The sequence below is a fragment of the Arenimonas terrae genome, assembly GCF_006265115.1.
Classification (GTDB): domain Bacteria; phylum Pseudomonadota; class Gammaproteobacteria; order Xanthomonadales; family Xanthomonadaceae; genus Arenimonas; species Arenimonas terrae.
In genome coordinates, this window is the sequence record NZ_SMDR01000002.1 from 192,169 (window position 1) to 209,675 (window position 17,507).

The window sequence follows — 17,507 nt, forward strand, 5'->3', positions numbered from 1 at the left end:
CGGCGATGGCCCCGCGGGCCGGCATCCGGGCCTATCTTAGCCATGCGCGCGCAAACTCGTCAGGGGGTCCGCCTTGCGGCGATGCCGGGCCGTCCCCACACTGCGGTCATGCTCTCGACCCTGATATTCCTGCTTCTTGCGATAGCGCTGCTGGCCTTCTGGTTCGCCGGGCGCGCGGCGGCCGAAACGGCCACCTGGCTGGGCCAGCAGGCCTGCGCCCGTGCCCGCGTGCAGTGGCTCGACCACAGCGTGCACCTGATGGGGATGCGGCTGTCCCGCGGCCCGGCGGGCTGGCTGGGCCTCGAGCGCCAGTACCGTTTCGAATACTCCACCGGCGGCGAAGACCGGCATGCCGGCCGGATCGTGCTGCACGGACGCAGGCTGCTGTCCCTGATCGGGCCGATGCCGGCGGAAGACACGCTGCACTGAGCGGCCGCCCTATTTCACGACCCGCAGATGGCTGCGGCGCGGCGTGTCGCCGCCCTCGGGCGACGGCGTCGGGTCGTCCGGACCCTCGTCCGGCATCGCCGCGCCGTCTTCCGGCAACATCATGCCCTGCCCTGTTTCCTGGGCGTAGATCGCCAGCACCGCCGTCACCGGCACCACCACCGACTGGCTGACGCCGCCGAAGCGCGCCTTGAAGCGCACCTCGCGGTTGTCGATGACCAGCTGCGCCACCGCGCGCGGCGCGATGTTGAGCACGACGCGTCCGTCCTTTACCGACGACTGCGGCACCTGCACGCCATCCCTGCCCGCATCGACCAGCAGGTAGGGCGTCATGTTGTTGTCGTTGATCCACTCGTTCAGCGCCCGCAGCAGGTAGGGGCGGTTGGAACCCATCACCGGAACCGCGTCGGTCACTGAGGCAGCTCGCGCAGCGCCTTCTCTTCCGGCGTCAGGCTGCGCAGGTAGGCGGGGTTGCGGAAGATCCGCATGCCGTAGTCCTCGATCGGCTTGGCTTCCTTGGGCAGCTGCACGCCCAGGGCCGGCAGCCGCCAGATGATCGGCGCGATCGCGCAGTCGGCCAGGCTCATTTCCGGGTTGAGGAAGAACTTGGAGGCCTTGAACAGCGGCAGCGCGGCCAGCAGCAGCTCCTTGAGGCGCTTGCGGCCGGCGTCGGCCTGGGCCTTGTTGCCGTGCTGGATGGCCTGCACGTGCGGGACCCAGTCGTGCTCCAGGCGCAGCATGGCCAGGCGCAGGCGCGCGCGCGACAGCGGGTCGACCGGCATCAGCGGCGGGTGCGGGTAACGCTCGTCCAGGTATTCGGACACCACCGACGCGGCGTAGAGGACCAGGTCGCGGTCCACCAGGGTCGGCACGGAATGGTAGGGATTGAGGTCGACCAGGTCCTCGGGCGGATTGCCCGGGTCCACCGGCACCAGTTCGTAGGTGACGCCCTTGGCGGCCAGGACCAGGCGGACCCGGTGGCAGACGACGCAGTCGCGGGAGGAGAACAGGGTCAGGGCGTTGCGGATGCGTGGACTGGCAGCCATCAGGGGTCCCCCAAAACGCCGCCAGCCCCTGCCGGCGGTCGTCGGAAGCCCTAACCCTGCCCGAAACGGCCGGTCCGCCGCAAGCCGGGGTGCCGGAACCGTGATCCGTGGCCCGGAACGGTGCGTTTGCCGGCTCCAGGACGGCAAAAGGCCGCCCGGAGGCGGCCTTTTGGCGGCCTGATCCCGGAGGATCAGTGCACGTCGCGCCAGTACTCGGTCTTGAGCAGGTAGGCGATGAAGGTGAAGAAGGCCAGGAACAGCACCACCCACACGCCCACCGACTCGCGCTTGAGCGCGGCCGGCTCGGCCACGTACTGCAGGAAGCCGCTGATGTCGCGGGCGACCTGGTTGAACTGGGCGGCGTCGAGGCGGCCCGGCGAGGCCAGCTCGAGCTTGGCGACATGCTGCATGCCGTCGTGCCCTTCCTCGTAGACCGGGCGCTGGATGCCCTGCAGCTCCCAGAGCACGTTCGGCATCGAGGCGCCCGGGAACACGGTGTTGTTCCAGCCCAGCGGACGGCTTTCGTCGACGTAGAAGCCCTTGAGGTAGCTGTAGATCCAGTCCGGGCCGCCGAGCTTGGCGCGGGCGGTCAGGCTCAGGTCCGGCGCGGCCTTGCCGAACCAGGCGTTGCCGTCGCCGGCGGCGATGCCGGTGTTGATGTTCTCGCCGAACTTGGCGTCACCCTGGATCAGGTGCTGTTCGACCAGCTCCTGGCTCAGGCCCAGGTCCGAGGCGATCCGCGAGTAGCGGTGCAGGGACAGGGAATGGCAGCCGGAGCAGTAGTTCATGAACAGGCCGGCGCCGCGCTGCAGCGACGCCCGGTCGCTCAGGTCGGTGCCCGAGGATTCCAGCGGACCGCTGCTGGCCGCGAGGCCGAGGGCCGGCACGAAGGCCAGCAGGAGGGCGAAGAGGCGCAGCTTAGTCATGCGAGGGCACCCGCTCGGGAACGGCCTTGGTCTGGCCCATCGCGGACCAGAAGGGCATGAAGATGAAGAAGGCGAAGTAGTAGACGGTCAGGATCTGGGCCACCAGCTTCTGGGTGTCCGAGCCCGACTGCGCACCCAGCCAGCCCAGGATCACGAAGCTCACCGCGAAGATGGCGATCAGGATCTTGTGCAGCATCGGCCGGTAGCGGATGGACTTGACCTTGCAGCGGTCCAGCCACGGCAGCGCGAACAGGATCAGGGTGGCGCCGCCCATCACGATCACGCCGAACAGCTTGTCGGGGATCGCGCGCAGCATCGCGTAGAAGGGCGTGAAGTACCACACCGGCTTGATGTGCGCCGGGGTCACCAGCGGATCGGCGGCGATGAAGTTGTCCCACTCCAGGAACCAGCCGCCCATCGCCGGCGCGAAGAACACGATGAAGGCGAACAGGATCAGGAAGAAGCCGGCGCCGAACAGGTCCTTCACCGTGTAGTACGGGTGGAAGGGGATGCCGTCCTTGGGCTTGCCGGTCTCGTAGTCCTTGACCTTCTTGATGTCCACGCCTTCCGGGTTGTTCGAACCCACCTCGTGCAGCGCGCCCAGGTGCAGCACGACCAGCAGCAGCAGCACCAGCGGCAGCGCGATCACGTGCAGGGCGAAGAAGCGGTTGAGGGTGGCGTCGGCGACCAGGTAGTCACCGCGGATCCACTCGGTCAGGTCCGGGCCGATGAAGGGAATGGCGCCGAACAGGTTGATGATCACCTGCGCGCCCCAGTACGACATCTGGCCCCAGGGCAGCACGTAGCCCATGAAGGCTTCGGCCATCAGCACCAGGAAGATCATCATGCCCAGCACCCAGACCAGCTCGCGCGGCTTCTGGTACGAGCCGTAGATCAGGCCCCGGAACATGTGCAGGTAGACGACGATGAAGAACAGCGAAGCGCCGGTGCTGTGCATGTAGCGGATCAGCCAGCCCCACTCCACGTCGCGCATGATGTACTCGACCGAGGCGAAGGCCTCGGCGGCGGACGGCTTGTAGTGCATCGTCAGGAAGATGCCCGTGACGATCTGGTTGACCAGCACCAGCAGGGCCAGCGAACCGAAGTAGTACCAGAGGTTGAAGTTCTTCGGAGCGTAGTACTCCGACATGTGCTTCTTGTAGAACGGCACGAAGCCCGGGGCGCGGTCGTTGAACCAGCCGGTGACGTTCTCGACCGTGCGGTTGATCAGGTTGGCCATTACGCGGCTCCTTCAGGGGCGACGCCCACGATGAGGTGGTTGTCGTCGACGAAGTGGTACGGCGGCACCTCGAGGTTCGACGGCGCGGGCACGCCCTGGAATACGCGGCCGGCCAGGTCGAAGCGCGAGTTGTGGCAGGGGCAGTAGAAGCCGCCCGCCCACTCGGAATCAAAGGCCTGCGGCTGCAGCTCCGGCACGTAGCTGGGCGAGCAGCCCAGGTGGGTGCAGATGCCGACGATCACGGCCAGCTCGGGCTTGAGCGAGCGGGTTTCGTTCTTGGCGAAGGCCGGGGTCTGGTCGACGTTGTCGGATGCCGGGTCGCGCAGGCGGTCGTTGAGGCCCGGCAGGGCCGCCAGCTGTTCCGGCGTGCGGCGGAAGATCCAGACCGGCTTGCCGCGCCACTGGACGATCATGCGCATGCCCGGCTCGAGGTCGATCTTGCTGATGTCGACCTCGACCGGCGCGCCGGCGACCTGGGCCCGTGCACTGGGTTTCCAGGAACTGATGAACGGCACCGCCGCGGCCGCGACACCGACCGCGCCGACCACGGCGGTGGTGGCGGTCAGGAAGCGGCGACGGCCTGAGTTGACCCCTTCGTTAGCCATCCGGCTCTCCGAAAATCTTGCTAAGTGGCTGAAAACAGAGCTGCGGAGCCCGAGGGGGCCCGCAAAGACGCGCAATTGTAGCGGAGGGAGCGCGGCGGTCACAACGGCGGGCTGGGCCGCCGGCCGACCGGCCGTGAAGGCGCTCAGTTCGAGGCCAGGGCCCCGCGGTAGCGTTCGGCCAGCTGGCCGACGCGCTGGACGTAGCGCTGGGTCTCGGCATAGGGCGGCACGCCGCCGTGGCGGTCGACCGCGCCCTCGCCGGCGTTGTAGCCGGCCGCCGCCAGGGTCAGGTCGTTGTCGAAGCGCTTGAGCAGCCAGGCCAGGTACTGCACGCCGCCGCGGATGTTCTGGTTCGGATCGAACACGTCCGAAACCCCGAACCGGCTGGCCGTGGCCGGGATCAACTGCATCAGGCCCTGGGCGCCGGCGTGCGAGACCGCATTGGGGCGGAAGGCCGATTCGGCGTGGATGATCGCGCGCACCACGGCTTCGTCGACGCCGTATTCCAGGGCCGCGGCCCGGACTTCGGCGGCGTAGCTGTCGAGGTTGAGGCGCACGGTGCCGAAATCCACGCCGGGCAGAACGCCGCAGGCGTAGCAGGTCTCGACGTAGCTGAAGAGCATCTGCGCCGCGGTGGCGCCCGCCGGGCGCACATTGGTGTAGTGCACCACGCCGTCGCGCTCGTACTTGTAGACCGCGCCGCGGGTCACGCGCGCGCCGCTGGGCCGCGGTGCGGCCGCCAGGGCCTGGCCGGCGCCGGCGGTACGGAAATCGACCCGGGCGGCCGGCGTGGCGCGCGGCGTCCCGCCGGAGCCGGCACCGCCGGAACTGGCCACCGCCGGCGCCGGGGCGGGCCCGCGCGGCCGCGAGTCGGCGGCGGTATAGGTCGAGACCACTTCGCAGTGGGAACCGGCCACGCGCTTGCCGGAATAGTTGGGAATGCCGTCGGCGCCGGTGCAGCGGTACAGCGTGCCGGCCCCGGCCGGGGCGGCGGCGAGGATCAGGCTGGCCAGCGTCAGCAGGCGGCAGGGGCTCATCGGCGCGAGGTTTACTCCATGCCCGGCCGGTTGCCAAGGGTCTGGACGGGAAAACGACGCGGCCGGCCCGGTCCGGACAGCCGGCACGGGCCGCCCGCCCTGCCCCGCGGGCTACACTATCGCCCCCCACGGAACGGAATAACCGCCGCCATGCCCGTGAACTCGCCCGCCCGGGGCAAGCTCTACATCAAGACCCACGGTTGCCAGATGAACGAGTACGACTCGGCCAAGATGGCCGACGTGCTCGCCGCCGAACACGGCCTGGAACTGACCACCGACGAGGCCGAGGCCGACGTCATCCTGGTCAACACCTGCTCGATCCGCGAAAAGGCGCAGGAGAAGGTGTTCTCCCAGCTCGGCAAGTGGAAGCACCTGAAGAAGGACAAGCCGGTGCTGATCGGCGTCGGCGGCTGCGTCGCCAGCCAGGAGGGCGAGGCCATCCTCAAGCGCGCGCCCTACGTCGACCTGGTGTTCGGCCCGCAGACCCTGCACCGCCTGCCGCAGATGATCGAGGCGCGCCGCGACAGCGGCCGGCCGCAGGTGGACATCAGCTTCCCCGAGGTCGAGAAGTTCGACCGCCTGCCCGAGCCGCGCGCCGAGGGCCCGACCGCCTTCGTCTCGATCATCGAGGGCTGCAGCAAGTACTGCTCGTTCTGCGTGGTGCCCTACACCCGCGGCGAGGAAGTGTCGCGGCCCTTCGACGACGTGCTGCTCGAATGCGCCCAGCTCGCCGCCCAGGGCGTGCGCGAGATCCACCTGCTGGGCCAGAACGTCAACGCCTACCGCGGACCCATCGGGGACGGCGGCGGCATCGCCGACCTCGCCACCCTGATCCGCGCCATCGCCACCCTCGACGGCGTCGGCCGCATCCGCTACACCACCTCGCACCCGGTCGAATTCTCGGACGCCCTGATCGAAGCGCACCGCGACGTGCCGCAGCTGGCCAGCTACCTGCACCTGCCGGTGCAGTCGGGCAGCGACCGCATCCTGGCGGCGATGAAGCGCAACCACACCACGCTCGAATACAAGGCCAAGATCCGCCGTCTGCGCGAGGCCAAGCCAGGCATCGTGATCAGCTCCGACTTCATCGTCGGTTTCCCCGGCGAGACCGAGCGCGACTTCGAGGCGACGCTCAAGCTGGTCGAGGACATCGGCTTCGACCAGAGCTTCTCGTTCGCCTATTCCCGCCGCCCCGGCACGCCGGCCGCCAACCTGCACGACGAGGTGCCGGCCGAGGTCGCCAATGCGCGCCTTCAGCGCCTGCAGGCGGCGATCAACGCCAACGCGCGGAAGATTTCCGAAGCCATGGTCGGCACCGTCGAACGCATCCTGGTCGAGGGGCCCAGCGCCAAGGACCCGGACGAGCTCACCGGCAAGACCGAGAACATGCGCAACGTGAACTTCGCCGGTGGCAAGCGCCTGATCGGCCGCTTCGTGGACGTGCGCATCACCGAGGCGCGCACCAACTCGCTGCGCGGCGAGGTGCTGATCACCGAGGACGCCACCGCATGAACAAACCCGCGCACCGCGATTTCGTGCTCGAACCCGAAGACAGCGAACGCCTGGCCAACCTCGCCGGACCCTTCGACGAGCACCTGCGCCAGCTCGAGCTGCGCCTGGGCGTCGAGATCGCCAACCGCGGCCACGTCTTCCGCGTCACCGGCGACGCCAAGGCCGCCGACGCCGCGGAGAAACTGCTGCGCGCGCTCTACGCCGAAGCCGAGCGCGAGACCCTGGACCCGCACAAGATCCACTCGCGGCTGGGCAGCGCCAACCTCGAGCGGCTGACCTCGGGCGGCGGCTTCGACCCGCAGGAGGTCGCGATCAAGGTCAAGCGCGGCACCGTGCGCGGCCGCGGCGCCAACCAGGCCAGGTACCTGCACGCCATCGCCACCCACGACATCAACTTCGGCATCGGCCCGGCCGGCACCGGCAAGACCTTCCTGGCCGTGGCGATGGCGGTCGAGGCGCTCAACGAGAGCCGCGTGCAGCGCCTGCTGCTGGTGCGCCCGGCGGTCGAAGCCGGCGAGAAGCTCGGTTTCCTGCCCGGCGACCTGAGCCAGAAGGTGGACCCCTACCTGCGCCCGCTCTACGACGCGCTGTACGAAATGCTCGGCGTCGAGAAGGTCGCCAAGCTGCTCGAACGCAACGTCATCGAGATCGCGCCGCTCGCCTACATGCGCGGCCGCACCCTCAACGACGCCTTCGTGATCCTCGACGAGGCCCAGAACACCAGCATCGAGCAGATGAAGATGTTCCTGACCCGCATCGGCTTCGGCAGCACCGCGGTGATCACCGGCGACCTGAGCCAGATCGACCTGCCCAAGCACCAGAAGTCCGGCCTGCGCGACGCCATCGACGTGCTGCGCGGCACCGAAGGCATCAGCTTCACCTTCTTCACCGCCCACGACGTGGTGCGGCATCCGCTGGTGGCGCGCATCGTCCGGGCCTACGATGCCCGGGACGGCAAGGAGTCGCAGGAATGACCAAGGGTCCCGTGCAGCTTGATGTCAGCGTCAGCTACGGCCTGCCCCGCAAGGGCCTGCCCAGCGCTGCCAGCTTCCGCAAATGGGCCGCCGCGGCCGCCCAGGGCCGGATCCGCCGCGCCGACCTGGCGATCCGCCTGGTCGACACCAAGGAAGGCCGGGCCCTGAACCGCCACTACCGGGGCAAGGACTACGCCACGAACGTGCTGAGCTTCCCGGCCGAACTGCCCGAGGGCGTGACCCTGCCCCTGCTGGGCGACCTGGTGATCTGCGCCCCGGTCGTGGCCAAGGAGGCCGCCGAGCAGGGCAAGCCCCTGCTGGCCCACTACGCCCACCTGACCGTGCACGGCGTCCTGCACCTGCTGGGCCTGGACCACGAAGACGAACGCGAGGCCGAGGCCATGGAGCAGATGGAGCGGGACATCCTGGCCGGCCTGGGCCTGCCCGACCCCTATTGACGGGCCCCGGCCCGGGAAAAATGAACCGGAAACGGTTCCCGGGTACACTCCAGCGTCCCGCCCCCGCGGCGCCTGCCCCACCCGAGATGTCCGAGGATTCCCCTAGTACCGCGCCGGAACGCCGCTCCTGGCTCGAACGCCTGAGCCTGGCCTTTTCCGGCGAACCCCAGACCCGCGCCGACCTCGTGGAGATCCTCCGCGACGCCCAGGCCAATGGCCTGCTCGGCCCCGACACGCTGAAGATGCTCGAGGGCGCCCTGTCGGTGTCCGAACAGCAGGTCGGCGACATCATGGTGCCGCGCTCGCAGATGGTGTCCCTGCCCATCGACGCCAAGTTCCTGGACCTGATGAAGCTGGTGGTCGAGTCCGGCCACTCGCGCTTCCCCGTGCACGGCGAAGACCGCGACGAGATCCTGGGCATCCTGCTGGCCAAGGACCTGCTGCGCGGCATGGTCGCCGACGGCGGCCCCGGCAGCGTGCGCGAGCTGCTGCGCCCGGCCGTGCTGATCCCGGAATCCAAGCGCCTGAACGTGCTGCTGAAGGAATTCCGCCTCTCGCGCAACCACATGGCCATCGTGGTGGACGAACACGGCGGCGTCGCCGGCCTGGTCACCATCGAGGACGTGCTCGAGGAGATCGTCGGCGAGATCGACGACGAGCACGACGACGCCGACGAGGCCAACCTGATCGCCGCCCAGGCCGACGGCCAGTTCATGGTCGACGCGCTGACGCCGATCTCCGACTTCAACGACCAGTTCGGCGCCGATTTCCCGGACGACGAATACGACACCATCGGCGGCCTGGTCACCGCCGCCATCGGCCATCTGCCCGAGGCCGGTGAGGAGCTGGCCCTGGGCCGCTTCCACTTCCGGGTCGGCCGCGCCGACCGGCGCCGGGTGCACACCTTCGTGGTCAGCGTGCATGCCCCTGCGGAATAGGCTGCGCGCACTGCTGGCGGGCTGCCTGCTGCTGGTGGCGAGCGCCGCCAGCGCCGACCCCGCCGTGCCCGGCGCGCCCCTGCCCGCCGTGCCGGCCACGACGCCGGCACCGGTGGCCGCTCCGGCCGCGCGCATCGGCGTGGTGACGATGGAGCCGGGCGAGATCTTCTTCGAACGCTTCGGCCACAACGCCATCGTCGTGGACCCGCGCGACGGCCGCGAGCCGGTCGCCTACAACTTCGGCTACTTCGACCTGGACGAGCCGAACTTCGTCGGCAACTTCGTGCACGGCAACATGCGCTACTGGCTGGTGGCCCTGCCGCTGCGCCAGGACCTGGCGCGCTACGCCCGGCTCGGCCGCGGCGCCGCCGTGCAGTGGCTGGACCTCACGCCAGGCCAGGTCGTCGCGCTCGCCGCCGCGCTGGAAGCCAACGCCACCGGCGACAACGCCCGCTACCGCTACGACTACTACACCAGCAACTGCTCGACCAAGGTGCGTGACGCGATAGATGGCGCGCTCGATGGCCTGCTGAAGTCCCAGCTCAGCGGCCGCTCGCAGGGCAATACCTACCGCAGCGAATCGGTGCGCCTGGCCGCCCCCGCGCCCTGGATGGCGATCGGTTTCCACGTCGGCCTGTCCGACTACGCCGACCGGCCGCTGTCGCGCTGGGACGAGTCCTTCATCCCGATGCGCCTGCGCGACGCGCTGCGCGAGGTGAAGCTGGCCGATGGCCGTCCGCTGGTGCTGGCCGAAGAAACCCTGCTGCCGCACCGCATCGGCCAGCCGCCGGCGGAAGCGCCGCAGCTGCGCGGCGCGGCCTTCGCCGCCGGCCTGGTGCTGGCTGGTGGCGCGCTGTGGCTGGGCCGGCGCCGCCCGCGCCTGCTCGCCGCGCTGGCCCTTCCGGTCTGGACCGTGGCCGGGCTGGCGGGCCTGACCATGCTCTTCATCTGGTTCGGCAGTGCCCATGTCGCCGGCTGGGGCAACGAAAACCTGCTGCTGCTCAGCCCGCTCTGCCTGGGCCTGCTGCCCGGCGGCTGGGCCGTCGCCCGCGGCCGCGAAGCCTCGAAGTTCTTCCGCGCGTTGCTGGTCGCGGTGGCCGCCTGCGCCGCGCTGGCCGGCTTCCTGAAGTTCCTGCCGTTCCGGCCGCAGCAGAACGTCGAATGGGTCCTGCTGCTGCTGCCCCTGCACTGGGCCCTGCTGCGCGCGTTCGCGCCCCGGCGCTGAACGCTTGCCGGCACCGGCCGCGCGGCCGATGATGCCGGCCATGAACGACCTCTCCGCTCCCGCCGCGCCGACCACCCCCGCCTGCGTCGTCAACTGCGTGGCCTACAGCCGCGACGGCACCCGCCGCGACCTCAGCCTCGACCAGATCAGCGACGTGCTGGCCGTGGACGACGGCAGCTTCGTCTGGGTCGGACTGTTCAATCCCGAAGATGCGCTGCTCGACAAGCTGCAGGAGGAGTTCTGCCTGCACGACCTCGCGGTCGAGGACGCCCGCAACGCGCACCAGCGGCCCAAGATCGAGGCCTACGGCGATTCGCTTTTCATCGTCGCCCACACCGCCCAGCTGGTGGACGAGAAGATCGCCTTCGGCGAGACCCACATCTTCATGGGCCCGCGCTACCTGGTGACCCTGCGCCACGGCGCCTCGCTGTCCTACGCGCCGGTGCGCGCCCGCGCCGAGCGCGAGAAGGAGCTGCTGGCGATCGGGCCCAGCTACGGCCTGTACGCGGTGCTCGACTACATCGTCGACAACTACCTGCCGATCGTCGACGAGTTCCGCGACCAGCTCAACGAGCTCGAGCAGGACATCTTCGCCGAGACCTTCCGCCGCGACACCGTGGTGCGCCTGTACGAACTCAAGCGCGAGCTCACCCGCATGCGCCTGGCCGTGGCGCCGCTGCAGGACATCACCGGCCAGCTCACCCGCGTACACACGCAGCTGGTTGGCGAGGAGATGCGGCTGTACTTCCGCGACGTGTTCGACCACACGCTGCGCGTCAACGACGCGGTGGACACGCTGCGCGAGATGCTGACCGCGGCGATGTCGGTGAACCTCGCCCTGGTCACCGTCGGCCAGGGCGAGGTGGTCAAGCGCCTGGCCGGCTGGGCCGGCCTGCTGGCCGCACCGACCCTGATCGCCAGCTGGTACGGCATGAACTTCACCCACATGCCGGAGCTGGGCGGGCGCTACAGCTACTGGATCCTGATCGGCGGCACGGCGGCGATCGTGGCCGGGCTGTTCGTCGTGCTGCGCCGCGCGAAATGGATCTGACCCGCGGTACGGCGCGGGCCGCGGCAAAGAACGGGGTCAGGTTCACTTCCCGCGCCAGGAAGTGAACCTGACCCCGTTCGAAATTCCTCCTGCGGGGGTGGCTTGACGCGGATCAAGGCGGGTGGGCCGGGCCCGGCCTACCCTGCCTGCCATGACCGCGATCCCGCCCTTCGACGCCGACCTGCTCCGCCGCTACGACCGGCCGGGGCCGCGCTACACGTCCTACCCGACCGCGCCGCAGTTCCACGGCGGCTTCGGCGCCGCCGAGATGGCCCGCGCCGCGCGCCAGAGCAACGACGACCCGATCCCGCGCCGCCTGTCGCTGTACGCGCACGTGCCGTTCTGCTTCAGCCCCTGCTTCTACTGCGGCTGCAACCGCATCATCACCCGCGACCATTCGCGCGCCGAGGCCTACCTCTCGCGCCTGGTGCGCGAGGCGGCGATGCTGGGCCCGCTGTTCGACCGCGACCGCGAGGTTATCCAGATCCACCTGGGCGGCGGCACCCCGAACTTCATGACGCCCGGCCAGATCGGCGAACTGCTGGAAAGCCTGGACACGCACTTCCGCTTCAGCCGCTCGCCCGAGCGCGATTTCTCGATCGAGCTCGACCCGCGTTTCGTCAACCCCGGCGACATCGAGGCCCTGGCCTTCATGGGCTTCAACCGCGCCAGCCTCGGCGTGCAGGACTTCGACCCGGCGGTGCAGAAGGCGGTCAACCGCATCCAGTCGGTCGAAGAAACCCGCGCCGTCATCGACGCCTGCCGCAAACACGGCTTCCGCTCGGTGAACGTGGACCTGATCTACGGCCTGCCGCTGCAGAGCCGCGAGGGTTTCGGCCGCACGCTCGACACCGTGATCGAAGCCCGCCCGGACCGCCTCGCGGTGTACAGCTACGCGCACATGCCGCAGCTGTTCAAGCCGCAGAAGCAGCTCGACGCCAGCCTGCTGCCCGACCCCGAGACCAAGCTGGGTCTGCTGCAGCTGGCGATCGAAAAACTGTCGGTGGCCGGTTACCGCTACGTCGGCATGGACCACTTCGCCCTGCCCGAGGACGACCTGTCGCTGGCGCAGGAGCGCGGCGGCCTGCACCGCAACTTCATGGGCTACACCACCCACGCCGACAGCGACCTGGTGGGCATGGGCGTGAGCGCGATCAGCCACATCGGCGACACCTACAGCCAGAACCCGCGCGACCTGCCCAGCTGGGAGATCGCCGTCGACGCCGGCCGCCTGCCCACCTGGCGCGGCATGACCCTGGACGCCGACGACGTGCTGCGCGCCGACCTCATCCAGCAGCTGATGTGCCAGGGCGAGATCGACATCGCCGCCCTCGAGGAGCGACACGACGTGGACTTCGACATCTATTTCGCCGCCGACCTGGAGCGGCTGCAGGCGCTGGAGGCCGACGGCCTGGTCGAACGGCCCGCCGGCCGGATCCGGGCGACCTCGCGCGGACGCCTGCTGCTGCGTATCATCGCTGCATGTTTCGACCGCTACCTGCACCAGCCCAGCGAGCAGCCCGTGCGCTACTCGAAGTCCATCTGACTATCTCCGGGGCGTTCCGGTGAGCACTCCGTCGCGCCGGCCCCGGCCCAATCCGATCGCCGACGACGGCAACGAACTGCGCTTCTGCAGCACCTGCGCCTTCTCCGACGCCTGCCTGTCGCAGGGCTACGACAAGGCGGCGCTGATGGACCTGCATGTGCTGGTCGAGCACATCGGCCCCTTCCACGAAGGCGAGCACATCTTCCGCGAGGGCGACGAGTTCAACGCCATCGCCGCCGTGCGCGCCGGCACCGTCAAGACCTACGTGCTCGACGCCAGCGGCCAGGAACAGGTGCTGGGATTCCACCTGCCCGGCGAGATCATCGGCCTCAACGCCATCAGCGAGGCGCGTTATCCCTGCAACGCGGTGGCGCTGGACACGGTGATGCTGTGCCGGTTCTCGTTCCCGAAGATGGCCCTGCTGGCCACGCGCATGCCGGGCCTGCAGGCGCAACTGTTCCGCCTGCTCAGCCAGGACATCGGCAAGGCCGCGCTGCTGGCCGGCGACTACAGCGCCGACCAGCGCATGGCGGCCTTCCTGGTGGCGCTGTCGCGGCGGTTCGCCCAGCGCGGTTTTTCCGCCACGCGCCTGCACCTGACCATGACCCGCACCGACATCGCCAACTACCTGCGCCTGGCGCCGGAAACGGTGAGCCGCGTGCTCAAGCGGCTACAGGAAGACGGCCTGATCCGGGTCGACCGCCGCGAGCTCGAGATGCTCGACCCCGCCCGCCTGGAAGAGCTGGCCCGGCCGGTCCTGCGTCACTGAGGCCCCGTCCACCCTGCCCCGACTTGACCTGAATCAGGGTCCGCCGGCGGCGAAGGGCAGAGCATGGCGCCATCCTGACAGGAGAGCCGTCATGAGCAGTACCCGCAAACTATGGGCCGGCCTGGCCGCCCTTCTGATCGTCTCGTTCTCCGCCCTGCTATGGGTGGGCAGCGAGATCCACCGCGTCATGCCGCCGATTCCCGACCAGGTGGTCACCACCTCGGGCGAGGTGGTGTTCACCAAGGACGACATCCAGACCGGTCGCCAGGTCTGGCAGTCGATCGGCGGCCAGCAATTGGGCTCGATCTGGGGCCACGGCGGCTATGTCGCGCCGGACTGGACCGCCGACTGGCTGCACCGCGAGGCGGTGGACATCCTGGACCGCTGGGCCCGCGAAGACTATGCCGTGGCCAACCATGCCGCGCTGGGCAAGCCCGAGCAGGCGCTGCTGGAAGCCCGGCTGCAGGAGCGGCTGCGCACGAACACCTTCGACGCCGAGAATGGCGTGATCGTGATCGACGCCGACCGCCTGGCCGCCATCAACAACGTCTCGGCGCACTACCAGAGCCTGTTCAGCAACGACCCGGCCACGCGCGAGCTGCGCGAGGCCTACGCGATGAAGGAAGCGACGGTGCCCGACGCCGAACACCGGCGCCAGATGACCGCCTTCTACTGGTGGACGGCCTGGACGGCGGTCACCGAGCGCCCGGGCAAGGACATCACCTACACCAACAACTGGCCGCATGAGCCCCTCGTGGGCAACACGCCGCCGCCGAACCTGCTGGTGTGGACGGTGTTCAGCGTGCTGTTCCTGATCGCCGGCGTCGCCCTGCTGGGCTGGCATTACGCGGTCAGCCACGACAAGGAGGAGCACCCGGTGCTGCCGGCCAGCGACCCGCTGGCGAAGATCGTGGTCACCCCGTCCATGAAGGCCACCGCCAAGTACTTCTGGGTGGTGATCGCGCTGTTCCTGACCCAGATCCTGCTCGGCGCGATCACCGCGCACTATCAGGTCGAAGGCCAGGAGGCCTACGGCTTCGCGCTGTCGGAAATCCTGCCCTATTCGCTCACGCGCACCTGGCACACGCAGCTGGCGGTGCTGTGGATCGCCACGGCCTGGCTGGGCATGGGCCTGTACATCGGCCCGGCGATCTCCGGGCATGAGCCGAAATACCAGGCCCTGGGCGTCAACGTGCTGTGGGTCTGCCTGATCATCATCGTGGTCGGTTCCTTCGCGGGCCAGTGGTTCGCGGTGATGCAGAAGCTCGGGCTCGAGCACAACTTCTGGTGGGGCCACCAGGGCTGGGAATACGTGGACCTGGGCCGGTTCTGGCAGTGGTTCCTGTTCCTGGGCCTGGGCATCTGGCTGACCCTGGTGGGCCGCTGCCTGGTGCCGGCGATCAAGGCCGGCGGCGAGTCGAAGTCCATCACCACCCTGCTCTTCCTCTCCACCGTGGCGATCGGCCTGTTCTACGGCGCCGGCCTGCTGTGGGGCGAACACACGCACCTGTCGATGGTCGAATACTGGCGCTGGTGGGTGGTGCACCTGTGGGTGGAAGGCTTCTTCGAGGTTTTCGCCACGGCGGTCATCGCCTTCCTGTTCACCAGGCTGGGCCTGATCAAGATCCGCACCGGCACCCTGGCCACGCTGTTCGCGACCATCGTGTTCATGGCGGGCGGCGTGCTGGGCACCCTGCACCACCTGTACTTCACCGGCACGCCGACTGCGGTGATCGCGCTCGGCGCCAGCTTCAGCGCCCTGGAAGTGGTGCCGCTGGCCTATGTCGGCTTCGAGGCCTGGCACACCTTCAAGCTGGGCAAGGCGACGCCGTGGATGCAGCGCTACAAGTGGCCGATCCTGTTCTTCACCGCGGTTGCGTTCTGGAACCTGGTGGGCGCCGGCCTGTTCGGCTTCCTGATCAACCCGCCGCTGCCGCTGTACTACATGCAGGGCCTGAACCTGACCCCGCTGCACGGCCACACCGCCCTGTTCGGCGTGTACGGCATGCTGGGCATCGGCCTGATGCTGTTCTGCCTGCGGGGCATGAAGCCGCAGGCAATCTGGCCGGAGGCGCCGCTGCGCACCGCCTTCTGGGCGCTGAACATCGGCCTGGTCGGCATGGCGCTGTTCACCCTGCTGCCGATCGGCATCCTGCAGCTCAACGCCGCCATCGGCGAGGGCTACTGGTACGCCCGCTCGGCCGAGTTCATGCAGCAGCCGATCATCGACATGCTGGTGTGGATGCGCGTACCCGGCGACACCATCTTCAGCGTCGGCGCCGTGGCCCTGGCCTGGTTCGTGGCGCGGCTGTGGATCAAGCCGCGCACCGCGCCGGTGAAGGTGGAGGGCGTGACCGAAACCGCCCGCTGAGGGACACTGCGGTCGGTCTTGAACGGGGTCGCCTTGCGGCCCCGTTTTTTTGCGCGGGCCGCGGGAACGGCCCCGGATGACCTGAATCAAGGCGCCGGCACCGCGGCCAATCCACCATGGACACCAGAATCCGTGGAGTCCGCCATGGCCACCGCCGTCCCGCTCGACCGCTCCTTCCCGCTGGCCGCCCTCGCCGCCGCACCGCACCGCCTGCTGTTTTTCATCGGCGCCGCCAACGTGCTCGCGGCGATGGCCTGGTGGACGGGCTGGCTGGGTGGCCTGCTGCCCGCACCGACGGTGCCGGCCGGCTGGATGCACGGTTTCATCATGCAGTACCAGGTGCTGCCGACCTTCATCTTCGGCTTCCTGCTCACGGTGTTCCCGCGCTGGATGGCGCAGACCGAAGCCAGCCGCTGGCACTACCTGCCAGTGGGCCTGGGCCTGGTCGCGGGCCAGGCGCTGACCCTGGCCGGCCTGCTGTCGGGCTCGGCGGTGCTGCTGCACATCGGCGTGGTCAACACGCTGGCCGGCTGGATCGCGGCGATGGTCGTGCTGGCGGGCTGGCTGGCGCGCGACCGCAGCGGCAACTGGCATGCGGTCTCGTGTTTCGCGGGGCTGCTGATGGGCCTGGCCGGCCTGATCGCCTTCGTGATCTACCTGCATCTGCCCACCGAGCCGCGCCTGGCCTTCGCCATGCTGAAGATCGGCACCTTCGGCCTGCTGGTCCCGGTCTACAGCACGGTCGCCCACCGCATGTTCCCCTTCTTCGCCGGCAACATCGTGCCCGGCTATAAACCGTGGCGTCCGATGTGGCTGCTGGCGGCGTCGTGGCCGCTGTGGCTGGGCCATGTGGCGCTGGAGCTCGCGCATCTATACCAGTGGCTTTGGCTGGTGGACCTGCCGCTGCTCGGGCTCGGCGTGCTGACGCTGTGGCGCTGGTGGCCGCGCGGCAAGGCGCCGGCGCTGCTGCGCGTGCTGTTCATCGGCTACGCCTGGCTGCCGGTGGCGCTGGCCCTGTATGCGGCGCAGAGCCTGTGGTTCCTCGGTACCGGCGAGTTCGCGCTGGGGCGTGGGCCGGTGCACGCGGTGTCGGTCGGCTTCTTCGGCAGCCTGCTGGTGGCGATGGTGACGCGTGTCACCCAGGGCCACTCGGGCCGGCCGCTGGTGCTGGGGCGGATCCCGGCGTTGGCCTTCATCGGCATGCAGGTCGTCGCCGTCGTGCGCGTGTTCTCCGAGCTGTCGCCGAACCCGGCGCCGTGGTTCCTCGCCGCCGGTCTGGCCTGGGTGGCGGTGTTCCTGCCCTGGGTGCTGCGCTCGCTGTGGATCTACGCCACGCCGCGCGCCGACGGCCGGCCGGGCTGA

General features: G+C 69.3%; 17 protein-coding genes. 11 read left to right on the forward strand and 6 right to left on the reverse strand.

Annotated elements, in window-relative coordinates:
* Positions 1-108: 108 nt before the first annotated feature.
* Positions 109-429: a DUF3301 domain-containing protein gene (locus E1B00_RS09675; RefSeq protein WP_139448185.1), complete on the forward strand. Its 321-nt coding sequence runs from the start codon at positions 109-111 to the stop codon at positions 427-429.
* A 9-nt stretch (positions 430-438) separates the two neighbouring features.
* On the opposite strand, the gene E1B00_RS09680 is transcribed toward E1B00_RS09675, so the two are convergent.
* The 6 genes from E1B00_RS09680 to E1B00_RS09705 form a co-directional block, all read right to left on the reverse strand.
* A complete protein-coding gene (locus tag E1B00_RS09680; RefSeq protein ID WP_176693194.1) occupies positions 439-861 on the reverse strand; it encodes a ClpXP protease specificity-enhancing factor in 423 nt (140 codons plus the stop codon).
* Positions 858-1,493 (reverse strand): glutathione S-transferase N-terminal domain-containing protein, encoded by a 636-nt coding sequence (locus E1B00_RS09685; protein ID WP_139448187.1) that lies wholly within the window; start codon positions 1,491-1,493, stop codon positions 858-860. The genes E1B00_RS09680 and E1B00_RS09685 overlap by 4 nt, the downstream gene beginning before the upstream one ends.
* Before the next feature lie 191 nt (positions 1,494-1,684).
* A complete protein-coding gene (locus E1B00_RS09690) occupies positions 1,685-2,419 on the reverse strand; it encodes a cytochrome c1 (protein WP_139448189.1) in 735 nt (244 codons plus the stop codon).
* A complete protein-coding gene (locus E1B00_RS09695; protein ID WP_139448191.1) occupies positions 2,412-3,659 on the reverse strand; it encodes a cytochrome b in 1,248 nt (415 codons plus the stop codon). Before E1B00_RS09695 ends, E1B00_RS09690 begins: the two co-directional genes overlap by 8 nt.
* Positions 3,659-4,264 carry a ubiquinol-cytochrome c reductase iron-sulfur subunit gene (gene petA / locus E1B00_RS09700; RefSeq protein ID WP_139448193.1) on the reverse strand — a complete coding sequence of 202 codons (606 nt, stop codon included), beginning with the start codon at positions 4,262-4,264 and terminating at the stop codon, positions 3,659-3,661. The genes E1B00_RS09695 and petA overlap by 1 nt, the downstream gene beginning before the upstream one ends.
* Positions 4,265-4,407: 143 nt before the next feature.
* Positions 4,408-5,301 (reverse strand): lytic transglycosylase domain-containing protein, encoded by an 894-nt coding sequence (locus E1B00_RS09705; protein ID WP_139448195.1) that lies wholly within the window; start codon positions 5,299-5,301, stop codon positions 4,408-4,410.
* A 150-nt stretch (positions 5,302-5,451) separates the two neighbouring features.
* Between E1B00_RS09705 and miaB the strand changes: the two genes are divergently transcribed.
* The 10 genes from miaB (at position 5,452) to E1B00_RS09755 (ending at position 17,507) form a co-directional block, all read left to right on the forward strand.
* Positions 5,452-6,813, forward strand: coding sequence for a tRNA (N6-isopentenyl adenosine(37)-C2)-methylthiotransferase MiaB (miaB, locus tag E1B00_RS09710; RefSeq protein ID WP_139448197.1), 1,362 nt, complete (start codon positions 5,452-5,454; stop codon positions 6,811-6,813).
* Positions 6,810-7,787 carry a PhoH family protein gene (locus tag E1B00_RS09715; RefSeq protein WP_139448199.1) on the forward strand — a complete coding sequence of 326 codons (978 nt, stop codon included), beginning with the start codon at positions 6,810-6,812 and terminating at the stop codon, positions 7,785-7,787. The genes miaB and E1B00_RS09715 overlap by 4 nt, the downstream gene beginning before the upstream one ends.
* Entirely contained in the window at positions 7,784-8,245 is a 462-nt protein-coding gene (ybeY, locus tag E1B00_RS09720) for an rRNA maturation RNase YbeY (protein WP_139448201.1), read from the forward strand. Before E1B00_RS09715 ends, ybeY begins: the two co-directional genes overlap by 4 nt.
* An 86-nt stretch (positions 8,246-8,331) precedes the next feature.
* On the forward strand, positions 8,332-9,183 hold the full coding sequence (locus E1B00_RS09725; RefSeq protein ID WP_139448203.1) for a CorC family transporter: 852 nt from the start codon (positions 8,332-8,334) through the stop codon (positions 9,181-9,183).
* The gene (locus E1B00_RS09730) at positions 9,167-10,408 is read left to right on the forward strand and encodes a lipoprotein N-acyltransferase Lnb domain-containing protein (RefSeq protein ID WP_139448205.1); all 1,242 of its coding nucleotides are present in this window, start codon (positions 9,167-9,169) and stop codon (positions 10,406-10,408) included. The genes E1B00_RS09725 and E1B00_RS09730 overlap by 17 nt, the downstream gene beginning before the upstream one ends.
* A 40-nt stretch (positions 10,409-10,448) precedes the next feature.
* A complete protein-coding gene (locus tag E1B00_RS09735; protein WP_139448207.1) occupies positions 10,449-11,459 on the forward strand; it encodes a magnesium and cobalt transport protein CorA in 1,011 nt (336 codons plus the stop codon).
* Positions 11,460-11,610: 151 nt separating this feature from the next.
* Positions 11,611-13,005 carry an oxygen-independent coproporphyrinogen III oxidase gene (gene hemN / locus E1B00_RS09740; RefSeq protein WP_176693195.1) on the forward strand — a complete coding sequence of 465 codons (1,395 nt, stop codon included), beginning with the start codon at positions 11,611-11,613 and terminating at the stop codon, positions 13,003-13,005.
* A 19-nt stretch (positions 13,006-13,024) separates the two neighbouring features.
* A complete protein-coding gene (locus E1B00_RS09745) occupies positions 13,025-13,774 on the forward strand; it encodes a helix-turn-helix domain-containing protein (protein WP_139448209.1) in 750 nt (249 codons plus the stop codon).
* A gap of 91 nt (positions 13,775-13,865) precedes the next feature.
* Positions 13,866-16,145 carry a nitric-oxide reductase large subunit gene (locus E1B00_RS09750; RefSeq protein WP_139448211.1) on the forward strand — a complete coding sequence of 760 codons (2,280 nt, stop codon included), beginning with the start codon at positions 13,866-13,868 and terminating at the stop codon, positions 16,143-16,145.
* Positions 16,146-16,289: 144 nt separating this feature from the next.
* A complete protein-coding gene (locus tag E1B00_RS09755; RefSeq protein WP_139448213.1) occupies positions 16,290-17,507 on the forward strand; it encodes an NnrS family protein in 1,218 nt (405 codons plus the stop codon).

Coding starts and splice junctions, on each gene's coding strand:
- E1B00_RS09715 (WP_139448199.1), top strand. CDS start 6,810: ATGAACAAACCCGCGCACCGCGATTTCGTGCTCGAACCCGAAGACAGC.
- hemN (WP_176693195.1), top strand. CDS start 11,611: ATGACCGCGATCCCGCCCTTCGACGCCGACCTGCTCCGCCGCTACGAC.
- E1B00_RS09690 (WP_139448189.1), bottom strand. CDS start 2,419: ATGACTAAGCTGCGCCTCTTCGCCCTCCTGCTGGCCTTCGTGCCGGCC.
- ybeY (WP_139448201.1), top strand. CDS start 7,784: ATGACCAAGGGTCCCGTGCAGCTTGATGTCAGCGTCAGCTACGGCCTG.
- E1B00_RS09705 (WP_139448195.1), bottom strand. CDS start 5,301: ATGAGCCCCTGCCGCCTGCTGACGCTGGCCAGCCTGATCCTCGCCGCC.
- E1B00_RS09735 (WP_139448207.1), top strand. CDS start 10,449: ATGAACGACCTCTCCGCTCCCGCCGCGCCGACCACCCCCGCCTGCGTC.
- E1B00_RS09750 (WP_139448211.1), top strand. CDS start 13,866: ATGAGCAGTACCCGCAAACTATGGGCCGGCCTGGCCGCCCTTCTGATC.
- E1B00_RS09685 (WP_139448187.1), bottom strand. CDS start 1,493: ATGGCTGCCAGTCCACGCATCCGCAACGCCCTGACCCTGTTCTCCTCC.
- E1B00_RS09695 (WP_139448191.1), bottom strand. CDS start 3,659: ATGGCCAACCTGATCAACCGCACGGTCGAGAACGTCACCGGCTGGTTC.
- E1B00_RS09755 (WP_139448213.1), top strand. CDS start 16,290: ATGGCCACCGCCGTCCCGCTCGACCGCTCCTTCCCGCTGGCCGCCCTC.
- E1B00_RS09725 (WP_139448203.1), top strand. CDS start 8,332: ATGTCCGAGGATTCCCCTAGTACCGCGCCGGAACGCCGCTCCTGGCTC.
- miaB (WP_139448197.1), top strand. CDS start 5,452: ATGCCCGTGAACTCGCCCGCCCGGGGCAAGCTCTACATCAAGACCCAC.
- E1B00_RS09730 (WP_139448205.1), top strand. CDS start 9,167: ATGCCCCTGCGGAATAGGCTGCGCGCACTGCTGGCGGGCTGCCTGCTG.
- E1B00_RS09675 (WP_139448185.1), top strand. CDS start 109: ATGCTCTCGACCCTGATATTCCTGCTTCTTGCGATAGCGCTGCTGGCC.
- petA (WP_139448193.1), bottom strand. CDS start 4,264: ATGGCTAACGAAGGGGTCAACTCAGGCCGTCGCCGCTTCCTGACCGCC.